The 14,650-nt window shown below is 62.5% G+C and carries 11 protein-coding genes; 10 read left to right on the top strand and 1 reads right to left on the bottom strand.

Annotation, left to right across the window (positions count from 1 at the left end):
* Nucleotides 1-96 precede the first annotated feature (96 nt).
* From ACFWXH_RS03150 to ACFWXH_RS03195, 10 genes are all read left to right on the top strand, one after another.
* Complete coding sequence (locus ACFWXH_RS03150; RefSeq protein WP_054308862.1) at nt 97-528, top strand: hypothetical protein; 432 nt, start codon at nt 97-99, stop codon at nt 526-528.
* Nucleotides 529-665: 137 nt separating this feature from the next.
* Nucleotides 666-1,793, top strand: coding sequence for a c-type cytochrome biogenesis protein CcmI (gene ccmI, locus ACFWXH_RS03155; RefSeq protein WP_379117436.1), 1,128 nt, complete (start codon nt 666-668; stop codon nt 1,791-1,793).
* Between the two features lie 3 nt (nt 1,794-1,796).
* Nucleotides 1,797-2,240 (top strand): cytochrome c maturation protein CcmE, encoded by a 444-nt coding sequence (gene ccmE / locus ACFWXH_RS03160; RefSeq protein WP_379117438.1) that lies wholly within the window; start codon nt 1,797-1,799, stop codon nt 2,238-2,240.
* Between the two features lie 11 nt (nt 2,241-2,251).
* Complete coding sequence (locus ACFWXH_RS03165) at nt 2,252-4,237, top strand: heme lyase CcmF/NrfE family subunit (protein ID WP_379117440.1); 1,986 nt, start codon at nt 2,252-2,254, stop codon at nt 4,235-4,237.
* Complete coding sequence (locus ACFWXH_RS03170; RefSeq protein ID WP_379117442.1) at nt 4,234-4,701, top strand: cytochrome c-type biogenesis protein; 468 nt, start codon at nt 4,234-4,236, stop codon at nt 4,699-4,701. Before ACFWXH_RS03165 ends, ACFWXH_RS03170 begins: the two co-directional genes overlap by 4 nt.
* A 132-nt stretch (nt 4,702-4,833) precedes the next feature.
* On the top strand, nt 4,834-6,351 hold the full coding sequence (locus ACFWXH_RS03175) for a Do family serine endopeptidase (protein WP_379117444.1): 1,518 nt from the start codon (nt 4,834-4,836) through the stop codon (nt 6,349-6,351).
* A gap of 192 nt (nt 6,352-6,543) precedes the next feature.
* Entirely contained in the window at nt 6,544-7,221 is a 678-nt protein-coding gene (locus ACFWXH_RS03180; RefSeq protein ID WP_379118942.1) for a response regulator transcription factor, read from the top strand.
* 6 nt (nt 7,222-7,227) lie between these two features.
* Entirely contained in the window at nt 7,228-8,703 is a 1,476-nt protein-coding gene (locus ACFWXH_RS03185; RefSeq protein ID WP_379117446.1) for an ATP-binding protein, read from the top strand.
* 11 nt (nt 8,704-8,714) lie between these two features.
* Nucleotides 8,715-11,681 carry a bifunctional [glutamine synthetase] adenylyltransferase/[glutamine synthetase]-adenylyl-L-tyrosine phosphorylase gene (locus ACFWXH_RS03190; RefSeq protein ID WP_379117448.1) on the top strand — a complete coding sequence of 989 codons (2,967 nt, stop codon included), beginning with the start codon at nt 8,715-8,717 and terminating at the stop codon, nt 11,679-11,681.
* Between the two features lie 62 nt (nt 11,682-11,743).
* Complete coding sequence (locus ACFWXH_RS03195) at nt 11,744-12,199, top strand: hypothetical protein (RefSeq protein WP_379117450.1); 456 nt, start codon at nt 11,744-11,746, stop codon at nt 12,197-12,199.
* A gap of 114 nt (nt 12,200-12,313) precedes the next feature.
* On the opposite strand, the gene ACFWXH_RS03200 is transcribed toward ACFWXH_RS03195, so the two are convergent.
* Complete coding sequence (locus ACFWXH_RS03200) at nt 12,314-14,632, bottom strand: PAS domain-containing sensor histidine kinase (RefSeq protein ID WP_379117452.1); 2,319 nt, start codon at nt 14,630-14,632, stop codon at nt 12,314-12,316.
* Nucleotides 14,633-14,650: the final 18 nt, after the last annotated feature.

Here is a 14,650-nt window from a genome sequence, read left to right on the forward strand (position 1 = left end):
CCTATAAGGGTGGCACGTGGCCCAATTTCAGCCCAATATCGGAGCTATCGCCGCGGTCGTCGCCGATTGCGCGGCGAAGAGGGGAATTTTGACAGCATGACGATTCGCATGGGCCTCGTTGCCGGAATGCTGGCATTGGCCGGCTGTACCACGACCGGGTCGAATGGTGGACCTGATATCGCACCGAAGTCGGGCCAGGATAGTGCCTCGGTTGCCCCTACCGTGCTTTCGGAGATGGGGGGCGGCCTGATCAGCGGCAATATCGGGGCGAACTTGAGCTCGACTGAAAAGCGCAAGGCACTTGAGGCTGAATACAAGGCGCTGGAATATACAGCCAGTGGCCAGACCGTGACCTGGAAGGGTGAGCAGTCCAGCCGTTATGGCGAGGTTGTCGCAGCGCAGCCTTATCGCGTCGGTTCGCAGGACTGCCGCCAGTATCGCCACACCGTCTATTCCGGCGGAGCCGGTCAGATCGCGCGTGGCACCGCCTGCCGCAACGCCGACGGAAGCTGGACACCGCTGACCTAGCCGGCGGCCACCGGCAAACTTCCTGTTGCTGTCGTCGGGCATTTGCGCTCGATCAAAGTATCTTGGCCGCAATTCTGTCAAAGCGTCGCAGGACGCTTGTGTTGGCAGGATGAAGCGGGACCGCTATTGGAAGTTCCATGCTGTTTTGGGTCATAGCCGCGGTGCTGACGCTGGGTGCGAGCCTGGCTGTGCTGTTGCCCCTCGCCGGGGGCGCGCGCGAACGGGATTCACAAAACGCGCATGATCTCGAAGTCTATCGTGACCAGCTCGGCGAAATCGATCGTGACCTGGAGCGTGGGCTGATCCAGCCGGCCGAGGCCGAGCAGGCACGCGCTGAAATCGGTCGCCGCATTTTGCGCCTCGGCAGCAACGAAAGCACGGCACAGGCTTCCGGCTCGGGGTCGAAAGTCGTTCGTGGCTTGTCTGTCATTGCTGTGCTGGCCGTGCCGCTTTTGAGCTGGGGCATCTATGCGCGTCTCGGTTCGCCCGACCTGCCGTCTCAGCCTTTGGCGGAGCGCCTTGCGAAAAACCCCTCAGACAGTTCGGTCGACGAACTGGTGGCGAGAGCGGAAGCGCATTTGGTTAAAAACCCCGCCGATGGCCGCGGCTGGGATGTTTTGGCCCCGATCTATCTGCGCATCGGCCGGTTCGGCGATGCCGTTACCGCCTACCGCAACGCCATCCGGCTCGAAGGAGCGAGCGCAGCCCGTCAGACGGGTTTGGGCGAGGCAATGGTCAATGGTGCCGGTGGCGTCGTTTCTGCCGAAGCACAGGCGGCATTCGAAGCGGCGTTGAAGCTCGAACCGAACGACCCGAAAGCAAGTTTCTATCTCGCGCTGGCGTTTTCGCAGGAAGGGCGCAAGCCGGAAGCGGTCGCAACGCTTCAGAAATTGCAGGCGACGTTGCCGGTGGATTCACCCTGGGGCAAGGCAGTGGAACAGGCGCTTGCAAGCGTGGGCGCCAATCCGACTCCATCCGCGAATGGTCCGTCGCAGGAAGATGTCGCTGCGGCATCGTCGCTGTCGGATGAACAGCGCGGCGCCATGATCGAGACGATGGTTGCCAGCCTCGATGAGAAGCTGAAACAGAACCCGCGTGACACGGAAGGATGGATGCGCCTCATTCGTTCTTATGCCGTGCTCGGCAAGACCGACGAAGCGCGTGCCGCGCTCCGGCGCGGCATCGCGGTTTTCGGCGCCGATAGCGCGGAGGCCAAGCAGTTTACGGCGTTTGCCGGCACGCTCGGCCTTACGGCAACGGAGTAGGTGATGACGCGCAAACAGAAGCGGCTGTCGGTGATCGTGGCGGGGCTGGGCTTCCTGGCGCTGGCCGCGGGACTAACCTTCTACGCGCTCGGTCAGAAGGCCTCGTATTTCTATATGCCTGGCGATCTTGCCACTGCCAATGTGGCGCCGGGCCAGCGCATCCGGCTCGGCGGGCTGGTGGAAAAAGGCACGATCGTGCGCGGCCAGGGCACGACGGTTTCCTTCGCCGTGACCGACACGCACGACGCGGTCAAGGTGACCTACACAGGCATCCTGCCGGACCTGTTTCGCGAGGAGCAGGGTGTCATCACCGAAGGTTCATTTGGCTCAGACGGTGTTTTCGTGGCCGATAGTGTGCTGGCCAAGCATGACGAACGCTACATGCCTAAGGAAGTCGCCGACGGGTTGAAGGCCAAGGGCGTGTGGCAGGAAACAGAGGTTAAATAGCGGGCATCGCCATGGTTGAGATCGGTCATTTCGCCCTGGTTCTGGCTTTTGCGCTGGCACTCATCCAGACCATCGTGCCTCTGGTCGGCGCTCGCATCGGCAACGACCGCATGATGGCCGTGGCAGCCCCGACAGCCATCACCGGTTTTGCGCTTACCGCGCTTTCCTTTGCGGCCCTGATGGCCGCCTATGCCGGTTCCGACTTCTCAGTCGTCAATGTCTGGGAAAATTCGCACTCGCTGCAGCCGATGATCTACAAGATCACCGGAACCTGGGGCAATCACGAAGGCTCCATGCTCTTGTGGGTGCTGATCCTGGCCTTCTTCGGCGCTCTGGTCGCAGCGTTCGGCGCCAATCTGCCGGCCAGCCTCAAAGCCAATGTGCTGGCCGTGCAGGGATCGATCGGCGTCGCGTTCTTCCTGTTCATCCTGTCGACGTCCAACCCCTTTACCCGGTTGATCCCCGCTCCAGTCGAGGGGCGCGACCTCAACCCGATCCTGCAGGATCTTGGGTTGGCGGTGCATCCGCCGTTGCTCTATCTCGGTTACGTCGGCTTCTCCATCTGCTTCTCCTTCTCGGTCGCCGCCCTGATCGACGGCCGTATCGATGCCGCCTGGGCGCGCTGGGTTCGGCCTTGGACGCTGGTTGCCTGGATCTTCCTCACCGGTGGTATCGCAATGGGCTCCTACTGGGCCTATTACGAGCTCGGCTGGGGCGGCTTCTGGTTCTGGGACCCGGTCGAGAACGCCTCCTTCATGCCCTGGCTGGCCGGTACAGCGCTGCTGCACTCCGCCATCGTCATGGAAAAGCGCTCTGCGCTGAAGATCTGGACGCTGCTGCTCGCCATCCTCACCTTCTCGCTGTCGCTGCTGGGTACTTTCCTGGTGCGGTCCGGCGTTCTGACCTCTGTCCATGCCTTTGCCACCGACCCGTCGCGGGGTGTCTTCATTCTGTGCATCCTGCTCTTTTTCATCGGCGGCTCGCTGGCTTTGTTTGCGCTGCGCGCGTCCTCTCTTACGGCAGGCGGTCTGTTTCAGCCGATTTCGCGCGAAGGCGCACTCGTGCTCAACAACCTCTTCCTGACCACTGCGACGGCAACCGTACTGGTTGGAACACTCTATCCGCTCGCCCTGGAAGCATTGACGGGAGACAAGATTTCAGTTGGTGAGCCGTTCTTCAATCTGACGTTCGGCCCGCTGATGGTGCCGCTTTTGCTGCTGGTGCCGTTCGGACCGCTGCTGGCCTGGAAGCGTGGCGATCTGTTCGCTGCCGCCCAGCGCCTGATGGCGGCTTTCGCGGCCGCTTTGCTGGCGGCGATGGTCACGCTCTTCCTCGTCGACGGCGGTTCCGTCCTTGCCGCTTTCGGCACCGGCCTTGCCGTCTGGCTGATCATTGGTGCCGCCACCGACCTTGCCATGAAGTCGGGTTTCGGTTCAGTGGCGTTCCCGGTCATGCTGCGCCGCTTCATCGGATTGCCTCGCTCCGTCTTTGGAACCGCGCTTGCCCATGCCGGCCTCGGCGTAACCCTGATCGGCATGGTCGGCACGCTGAACTTCGGTGAGGAACATATCCTGACCATGAAGCCGCAGCAGACGGTCGAGGTCGCCGGCCGGACTGTGCGTTTCGACGGAATTCAGCCGATGAAGGGGCCGAATTTCAACGAGGACCGCGCCCACTTCCAACTGATCAACGCTGGCGGCCAGGTGACGGGTACGATCAATTCGTCCAAGCGCTTCTATCCTGCTCGTCAGATGCCGACCACCGAGGCTGGCATCAAGACGATCGGTTTCAGCCAGCTTTACATCGCGCTGGGTGATGAATCGGCTGACGGTTCGGTCGTTGCACGCATCTGGTGGAAGCCGCTGGTGACGCTGATCTGGCTGGGTGGCCTGGTCATGATGGTCGGTGGCACAATATCGCTTGCCGACCGGCGCCTGCGCGTCGGTGCGCCGGCCAAACGCAAGAGCAAAGTCGCCGCAGTGGCTGGCGCCTCATGAAGATGCGCCGTTTTCTTGCTGGCTTGCTGCTGGGAATGGCCCTGCTGGCGTCGGGCAGCGCGTTTGCCGTAAAGCCGGATGAGATGTTGTCCGATCCGGCGCTTGAGGCCCGGGCACGTTCGCTGTCGGCCGGCCTGCGCTGCATGGTCTGCCAGAACCAGTCGATCGACGAATCCGATGCCGACCTGGCACGCGACCTGCGTGTTCTTGTGCGCGATCGCTTGAAAGCCGGCGACAGCGACAAACAGGTCATCGACTATGTCGTCTCGCGCTATGGCGAGTTCGTGCTTTTGAAACCGCGTTTCGAATGGCGCACTGCCTTGCTCTGGGGCGCGCCAGTGCTGCTGCTCTTGGTCGGTGGGGTCTTCATGCTGCGGGCGACGCGTCGGCCGAAACCGTTGGAAACGGCTGGGTTGAGCGCGGACGAAAAGGCCAAACTCGACGCGATTTTGAAGCGCGACTGAGCGCATTTTTCGCGCATCTGGCCAACATTACCAAAGTTTCATCTCCCGGAAATGAAGCGGTAATGTCGTCTTCTCTATCTGTTGTCTCGAAGGATGCCGCTTGAGCGTCCAATTCTAGAGGACAACGGATCGATGACCACTACCCCCACTTCCTCCCGCACCCGTTCACGCCTTGCCGCTGCCGCAGCTTCGCTGGCGATCGCTGGCGCCATCGGCTTCGGCGCGGTGACCACGAGCACGGCTCCCGTTTTGGCCGAGGCCGTCAATGTGCAGGCCCCTCAGGTTCCGGGTTTCGCCGATCTCGTCGAGAAAGTCTCGCCGGCCGTTGTTTCGGTTCAGGTCAAGTCCAAGGTCCAGCCGGCTTCCGACGAAGGCGGCCTTCCGTTCGACGCTCCCGACTTCTTCCAGGACAACCCACAGCTCAAGCGCTTCTTCAAGGAGTTCCGTGGCGGCCCCAACGGTCAGCGCTTCCAGCATCGTGAAAACCGCAACCGGGAGCCGCGTCCGGTAGCGCAGGGTTCCGGCTTCTTCATCTCCGAGGACGGCTACATCGTCACCAACAACCATGTTGTCGACGGCGGTACCGCCTTCACCGTCGTCATGACGGACGGCAAGGAGTTCGACGCCAAGCTGGTCGGCACCGATCAGCGCACCGACCTGGCGGTGCTCAAGGTCGACGCCAAGGATCAGAAGTTCACCTATGTCGAGTTCGCCGACGATTCCAAGGTCCGTGTCGGTGATTGGGTCGTTGCCGTCGGCAATCCTTTCGGCCTGGGTGGCACCGTGACCTCCGGCATCGTCTCGGCCCGTGGCCGCGACATCGGTGCCGGCCCCTATGACGATTTCATCCAGATCGACGCCCCGGTGAACCGCGGCAATTCCGGCGGCCCGACCTTCAATCAGAGCGGTCAGGTGGTTGGCATCAACACTGCGATCTTCTCGCCTTCGGGTGGTAGCGTCGGCATCGCCTTCGACATTCCGGCCTCCACCGCCAAGCAGGTCGTGGAAGTGCTGATGAAGGGCGGCTCGATCGAGCGCGGCTGGCTCGGTGTGGAAATCCAGCCGGTGACGGCTGATATCGCTGAATCGCTTGGCCTGAAGGCTGAAAAAGGCGCGCTGGTTTCCGGTGCTCAGGACGATAGCCCAGCCAAGAAGGCCGGTATCGTTGCTGGCGACGTCATCACTCAGGTCGACGGCAAGGATGTCGCGACCACCAAGGAACTGGCTCGCCTGATCGGCGCCTATCAGCCGGGCAAGTCGGTTGATGTCACCGTCTGGCGTGGCGGCAAGGCAGAGACCGTCAAGGTCGATCTCGGCAAGCTTCCGAACGGCGACAAGGTGGCATCGGCCGGCAAGCCGTCCGAACCGTCGGGCGCCAATTCGTTGGCTGATCTTGGCCTGACCGTCACCAAGTCCGAGGATGGCAAGGGTGTGGTCGTGACCGATGTCGATCCCGATAGCGATGCCGCCGATCGCGGTATCCAGCCGGGCGATATCATCACCGCTGTCAACGCCCAGGAAGTGGCCGGAGCTTCGGACATCTCCAGTGCGATGAAGGAAGCCCAGAAGGCTGGCCGCAAGCAGGTGCTGGTGCAGATCAGTCGCGAAGACACCAACCGCTTCGTGACGCTGCCGGTCGCCAAGGGCTGATCGATCCGGAAAATATTGCTTCCGAAACGGTGGTGTCGCACCCCCGGATCGCCGCGAAGGAAGCATGGTCGGCGTGTCAGTCAGTAGTGTCCGACCTCGGCGGCAGCGGGGCTCTTGTCCCGCTGCCGCAAAATTACAGGATGTCCAGAGATGTCTGCCGCAACGGCTTCGGAAATTGCGTATAACGGCTCCATGAAGATTCTGATCATCGAAGACGATCGGGAAGCCGCCGACTATCTGGAAAAGGCCTTCACCGAAGCAGGCCATACTGCCCATGTCGCCGGTGACGGCGAAACCGGTTTTGCCCTGGCCGACAGTGGCGACTACGACGTCATGGTCGTCGACCGCATGTTGCCGCGCCGCGACGGGCTTTCAGTGATCGCATCCCTTCGCTCGCGCGGAAACACCACGCCGGTTCTCATTCTTTCCGCCCTCGGTGAAGTGGATGATCGCGTTACTGGCCTGCGCGCAGGGGGTGACGATTACCTGACCAAGCCTTACGCCTTCTCCGAACTCCTGGCACGTGTCGAGGTGCTGAACCGCCGCGCCGGCGTGAAGGAGAGCGAGACGGTTTACAGAAGTGGCGATCTCGAACTCGATCGGCTGTCCCATTCGGTCAAGCGGGCAGGCAGGGAAATCGTGCTTCAGCCGAGGGAATTTCGCCTGCTCGAATATCTGATGCGTCATGCCGGCCAGGTGGTGACGCGCACGATGCTGCTCGAGAACGTGTGGGATTATCATTTCGATCCGCAGACCAATGTCATCGACGTCCATGTGTCGCGGCTGCGCGGAAAGATCGAGAAGGGCTTCGACAAACCGATCCTGCACACCATCCGCGGCGCTGGCTATATGCTGAAGAGCGGCGGTTAGTCCTCAATGGCTCTGACCATGCCAGCCATCATGAAGACGACGGCGGCGCGCCTTTCCGCCCTGTATCTTCTGCTGTTCGCGATCTGCGCGGTCCTGCTGGTCTTCTATATGACCTCGCTGTCGGCGCGCATGCTGACGGCGCAGACGCAGGAGACAATCAACGAGGAAGTGGCCGATCTGGCCCGCTCGTACCAGCGCGGCGGCCTGCCGTTCCTCGTGCGCACCATGGAGCGACGTTCGCGTGCGCCTGGCGCCAATCTCTACATGATCGCTGACCCGAACGGCGAGGTTCTGGCCGGCAACGTCCAGAGCATCGAGCCCGGCGTGATCGCACGCGAAGGCTGGACGGAAATCCCGTTCTCCTATGAGCGCTACGGCGAGAGCGGCGGCGAGCAGGCACGGGGCGCGACCGACAGCGGCAAGTCTTCCGCGCAGGGACAGACACCGGCCCAGATAAGACGCAACAAGGGCCATGACGCCATTGCGCTTGTCGTGCGGCTGCCGAACCAGATGATCCTGCTGGTCGGCCGCGATCTCGGCGAGCCGGAACGGTTCCGCAGCGTCGTGCGCAGGGCGCTCACCCTGACGCTCGGCATGATGGGTTTGGGTGCGCTGCTGATCTGGTTCCTTGTCGGCCGCACGGCGTTGAAGCGTATCGACAATGTGTCGGAGGCGAGCAGCCGCATCATGGGCGGCGATTTGTCGGGCCGGCTCCCTGTCACCGGAGCAGGCGACGAATTCGACCGCCTCTCGGAAAACCTCAACGCCATGCTTGCGCGCATCGCCACCTTGAACGAGGGCTTGAAGCAGGTTTCCGACAACATCGCCCACGATCTCAAGACGCCGCTGACGAGACTGCGCAATCGCGCCGAGGCGGTACTGTCGGGCAAGCACAGTGCTGCCGACTACAAGGCGGCCCTCGAAGGCACGATCGCCGACTCCGACCAACTGATCAAAACCTTCAACGCCATCCTGATGATTTCGCGACTGGAGGCTGGATACTCATCCGAGAACACGACCCAGGTCGATCTCGCCGCGACGGTGCGTGATGTCGTCGAACTTTATGAACCGGTCGCCGAGGAAGCCGGCGTGGGCCTGGAGGCCGATGTCGCCGAGCCCTATCTGATCGAAGGCAATCGCGAACTGGTCGGGCAGGCGCTTTCCAACATCGTCGACAACGCCATCAAGTACTCGACCGACGCGACCTCGAAGCCGGCGGTCAAGGTTTCGCTCGAGCGCGTTGCCGGCAAGATCAAGCTGACCGTCGCCGACAACGGCCAGGGCATTCCGGACGACGCCGACCGCGCGCGCGTTACCGAACGTTTCGTGCGGCTGGAAAAGAGCCGCTCGCAGCCGGGATCGGGGCTTGGGCTCAGTCTCGCCAAGGCAATCATGAAATTCCACAAAGGCACCCTTGATCTGCAACCTGCCGATCCTGGACTATGCGTCGTCATGAGCTTTCCGGAGCGGGAAGCTTCGTAGGGGAGAAACGGATGACGGCAAGTGCTGCGGCAGAGCGGGACAAGGTGGATTGGCGGCTGGAGCCGAAAACCAGACTCGCGCCGCTCGACGCTGGGCATGCGCGTGAGGAACTCGCCGACATCGCCGCAGCGGCCAAGGAAGACGAGTTACCGCGTCTGGCGAAATTCCTTGCCGGCAAGGGAGCAGCGCAGGATTTCCTGGCTGCCGTCTTCGATCTGTCTCCGTTCCTGCGTGATCTGGCTCGGCGTCGCCCGCAGATACTCGATGCGCTGTTCGGGAAAACGGTCGAACAACGGCTTGCCGCGATCACCGAAGCCATGGGGGCTGCGGCGCGCGCCGAAAACGTCTCCGAACAGAGTTTGATGATGGAGTTACGCCGTCTGAAGGCAGAGGCGCATTTCCTGATCGCTGTGGACGATCTGGGCGGTGTGGCCGAGACGGTACTGACCGTGCGCCGGCTTTCCGATCTCGCCGATGCTTCGATCCGCGCAGCTGTCGATTTTCTGCTGCGCGATGCTCATGGACAAGGCAAGCTGAAGCTAGTCGATCCCGAGAACCCGACGCTGAAATCCGGCTGGGTCCTGCTCGGCATGGGCAAGCTCGGCGCCCATGAGCTGAACTTCTCGTCCGACATCGATCTGGTCGTCTTCTTCGATCCGGAAGCGCCGGCGGTGATCGATCCACTCGACGGCACCGAATTGTTCTCGCGGCTGACCCGCCGCTTGGTCCGTATCCTGCAGGATCGTACCGAGCACGGCTACGTGTTCCGCACCGACCTCAGGCTGCGGCCTGATCCGGGATCGACGCCGCTGGCTATCCCGGTGGAAGCCGCACTGACCTACTACGAGGGCAGGGGACAGAATTGGGAGCGCGCCGCGATGATCAAGGCCCGGCCCGTGGCCGGCGATATCGCGGCAGGCGAAGCGTTCCTGAAGGAACTTCAGCCCTATGTCTGGCGCAAATACATGGACTATGCGGCGATCGCCGACGTCCATTCGATCAAACGCCAGATCCATGCCCACAAAGGTCACGGCGAGGTGGCTGTCAAAGGCCACAACGTCAAGCTCGGCCGCGGCGGCATCCGCGAGATCGAGTTCTTCGTCCAGACTCAGCAACTGATCGCTGGTGGCCGGTTTCCGGAATTGCGCGGGCGCGAGACGGTGCCGATGCTGGGCGAACTCGCCGAACGCAGCTGGATCACCGCCGAAGCACGCGATGTTCTCGCCAATCAATACTGGTTCCTGCGCCGCGTTGAGCACGCCATCCAGATGGTGGCGGACGAGCAGACCCACATGCTGCCGGAAGATGATGAGGGACTGGAGCGTATCGCCCATATGCTGGGCTATAAGGATGCCGGGACGTTCGCTGCGACCTTCCGCGCAGCCCTGCAGCAGGTGGAGGGCCATTATGCGGCCCTTTTCGAGGCGGCGCCCGAACTGTCGGCCGGCGTCGGCAACCTTGTCTTCACCGGCGACGTCGACGATCCCGATACATTGCAGACTTTGCATCAGCTGGGCTTCCAGCGGCCGAGCGATATATGCCGCGTCATCCGCACCTGGCATTTTGGCCGCTATCGCGTGACGCGGTCGGCCGAGGCGCGCGAACGTCTCACCGAACTCACGCCGGCATTGCTGGAGGCCTTCGGCAAGACGCGTCGCGCCGACGAGGCGTTGATGCGCTTCGATGAGTTCCTGTCCGGTCTGCCGGCGGGCATCCAGCTGTTTTCGCTGCTGCAATCCAACCCTGGGCTGCTTCGCCTAATGGCGACCATCATGGGTGCGGCGCCCCGGCTGGCGGCGATCATCACCCGCCGTCCGCATGTGTTCGACGGTTTGCTTGACCCGGCCTTGCTGACTGAATTGCCGAACCGCGCTTACCTCTCGGCGCGGCTGGCGGCCTTTATCGATGGCGATCGTCCTTATGAGGATGTGCTTGACCGGCTGCGCATCTTCGCGGCCGAGCAGAAGTTTCTCATCGGCGTGCGCCTGCTTGCTGGCTCCATCGATGCAACCCGCGCCGGCAGGGCTTTCTCCGATCTTGCCGACCTCACCATCGGCGCCGCGTTGCAGGCAGTGATGGACGAGTTCGCTCAGCGTCATGGCCGCGTGCCTGGCGGCAGGGTGACGCTTCTGGGCATGGGCAAGCTCGGTAGCCGGGAGTTGACCGCTGGTTCCGATGTCGACCTGATCCTTCTCTACGACCATGACGAACAGGCGGAAGAGTCCGACGGCGAGAAGCCGCTGGCGCCGTCGCATTATTTCGCACGCCTTACGCAGCGCCTGATCGCCGCCGTTTCGGCGCCGACCGCCGAAGGCGTGCTCTACGAGCTCGATCTGAGGCTGCGCCCGTCCGGCAACAAGGGCCCAGTGGCGACCCATGTCGATGCCTTCCGCAAATACCAGCGGCAGGAGGCCTGGACCTGGGAGCAGATGGCGCTGACACGGGCAAGGGCGGTTGCCGGTGACGAGGCGCTTTGCGCCGAGATCGAGGCGGAAGTGGGCACCATCCTCGCGCAGCCGCGCGATCGCGCCAAAGTAGCAGCCGAGGCCGCCGAAATGCGCAAGCTGATCGAGCAGGAAAAGCCGCCACATGACCTGTGGGATATCAAGCTCGTTCCTGGTGGCCTGATCGATCTGGAATTCGTCGCCCAGGTTGCGACCATCACCGGCCAGCTCGAAGGCGATGCGCGCACGCCTGGCACCGCCCAGACGCTGGCGCGCTTGGCGTCCAGCTTCGCCGATCCGGAAGTGAAACAGGAGCTTAACGACGCATATTCGCTCTATTTGGCGGTCACCCAGATGATCAGGCTATGCCTGACCAGCACGTTCGAACGTGATGACGTGCCGCCGGGGCTGGTCGACCTTCTTTTGGCAGCAACCGATCTGCCGGATTTCACGGTGCTGGAAGCGCACCTCAAAGAGACGTCGCGAAAGGTCAGGAAAGACTTCGACCTTTTGCTTCGTGGGAAACGCTTATGAGGAACTGACGCCTCAGAACCGTTTCCGAAGCATCGGGGGTGACGATGCAACAGGAGAAACCGATGAAAAAGTCGACGAAACTTGCCTTCGCATTTGCGACCCTTGCCGGCCTCGTTGGAACCACCGCCTATGCCGAACCGAACAGGGGCGGCGACATGCGCGACGGCACGCGCTGGCGCCTTCAGAAGGCCCTGAAGGATTCTGACGGCGGCATCACCTTCGATCAATTCTCGGAGGCGATGAATCCGGAGTTGAAAAAAATCCTCGCCGACAATGGTGGCAAGGTCACCGTCGAACAGCTTGCCGCAGCGCTTGAAAAGGCGCGTTTTGAGCGCAGGGCCAAGCGCATGATCGAACGCTACGACAGCAAGGGCGAGGGCGTTCTCACCCAGGAGGACGTCACCGCGCACCAGAAGAAGATGTTCGCGCTGTTCGACAAGAACAATGACGGCAAGATCGAAAAAGCCGAACTGCCGAAGCGTGGCGGGCGCGACCATCGCCAGAGCGAGGTTGAGTGATCTTCGCTGAAGACGGCCCGGCGGCGGTTGCCGCCGGGTGTTCTCCGTTTTCTCGCGTGATGCTTATCCGAAAAGCCTGCAGCTTTTTGCTTCGCTGCCCTTTCCGGGGGCGGCTTAGGCCGCCGCCCGAACCGGTTGCGGGACTTTCCGAAGGGGGATGCGCACCGACACGATGGTGCCAGCCCCTTCCGTGGAGCGAATTTTCAGCGCGCCGCCATGCAGTTCGGCCAGGGAGCGTGAAATGGCGAGCCCAAGGCCTGAGCCGGTATGGTTCTTCGAGAACTGGTTCTGCACTTGTTCGAATGGGCGGCCGAGCTTGCCCAGCGCTGTCTTCGGAATGCCGCAGCCGTTGTCCTCGATAGTCAGCGTCAATGCACCTGACGCATTGCGCGCCTTCACCACGATATGCCCACCCTGGCCGGTGAACTTGACCGCGTTGGAAAGCAGGTTGATGACGATCTGCTTGATGGCGCGCCGGTCGGCAACCAGCGACAGGCTGTCGGCGATGCGCGTTTCCACGGTGATCGCCTTCTGAGCCGCCTGGAGCGAGACCACCCGCACCGTCTCGGAGATCAGCGGACCGAGATCGATCTGCTCCCGGTCGATCGAGAACTGGCCGGCCTCGATCTTCGACATGTCGAGAATGTCGTTGATGACGCCAAGCAGGTACTTGCCCGATGAATTGATATCGGTGGCATATTCTTCATAGCGCCCCGAGCCCAGCGGCCCGAACAGCGCCTGTTCCATCAATTCCGAGAAGCCGATGATCGCGTTGAGCGGCGTGCGCAGTTCATGCGACATATTGGCCAGGAATTCCGATTTCGCCTGGTTGGCGGCCTCGGCGCGGTCCTTTTCGCGGATGTATTTGCGGTTCAGCTCGACCAGTTCGCGCGTGCGCTCTTCTTCCGCACGCCGGGCGAGGCTGAGATCGTGAATGGTCGCCATCAGGCGCCGCTCGCTGTCCATGAGCTTGTCCTGATGCTGCTTGATCTGTGTGATGTCGGAACCCACCGACACTGTGCCGCCGTCGCGTGTCTTCAGTTCGTTCACCTGCAGCCAGCGGCCGTCGCCCAGCTGGCGCTCGATGGTGATGCCGCCATTCGGGCCATTGGCGTTGGCCAGCCGCCGCTCGGATGCGAAGGCCAGCATGCGCTCTTCGATCTCGGTGCGTGGTGTTCCAGGCATGACGCTGCGGTCGGAGAGACCGTTATCGTGCTGGAACTTGGAATTGCACATCACCAGCCGCTCCGACGTGTCCCATAGCACGAAGGATTCGTTGATGTTCTCGATTGCCGTGCGCAGCCTGAGATCCGCGGCTTCGGAACGCAGGACCAGGTGCCGTTGTTCGGTCACGTCGACGGCGATGCCGATGAGCTGGATTTCCGGGGCGTCCGGATCCATCACCTGCGCTCTGGCGCGCATCCACACCCACTGTCCGTTGGCATGGCGCATGCGGAAGACTTGGTCGATCTGGTCGATCTCGCGCGCCACGATGCGCTCGGCCAACTCGAACAGATTGCCGTCCTCGGGATGGATGATCTCGTCGACTTCGCCAAAGGAGAGCATGGTCTCGCAGGGTTCGTAGCCCAGCATGTCGTACATGGAGCGCGACCAGTACATCTTGCCGCGGACCATGTCCCAGTCCCAGAGGCCGCAGCGGCCCCTGACCAGCGCCATATCGATGCGCTGCAGGGAATCCCCCAGGATGCGGTCGGCGCTTTTGGCGCGCGTCACCTGGCAGAAATAGGCGTAGAGCACGATCAGCAGCACGCCTGCCGTGAGCACGAAGAGCGTCACGTTCAGCGAAACGGCCTTGCGCCACTCCAGGAACACCGCCTCCTGCGGAACGAGAACGGCGGCAGCGCCTTTGCCGTCAGGCCTGAGGTCGACGGCGGCATACCATTCGGCGTCGCCGATCCGCACGTCGAGCACACCGGCGCGTTCGCCGAACAGGAACAGCGGCTGACCTCCGGAAATGACGCTGTCGAGCGCATGGCCCTGCCAGCGTGTCGACTTAGGCGAAACCGCCAGCACCTTGAAGTCCCGGTCGGTTACGGCAAGGATATGATCCGCGTTGAGCGAACCTTGGCGCACCGCATCTTCGAGCAGTTCGTGCGGATCGGCGGCGGGCGCGGCAGCGCCTGCCTTGGCGAGTTCACCGGCGGAAAGCGTGAGAATTGTCTTGGCGTTGCGTTCGATATCGTCGTGCCAGCTCATCATCGACAGGAAGCGCAGGCAGGCCACGACGATCAGGAAAAGGATGATCAGGGAAGGGATCAGCCGGCGCAGCACCGGTTCGGCGGCCAGCAGCTTGCCGTAGGCGGGACCGGCGATCAGCCGAGCATTGCCGATCAAGGCACTGCTGCGGCGCGGTCTGCTGCGCCACTCAAAAGCTACCCGTCCGGGCGCGCGCAACGCGTCCGCCTTGGCCATGCAATGGCTCTCCCCGAA

It is taken from the genome of Mesorhizobium sp. NPDC059054 (assembly GCF_042739215.1).
Classification (GTDB): Bacteria; Pseudomonadota; Alphaproteobacteria; order Rhizobiales; family Rhizobiaceae; genus Mesorhizobium.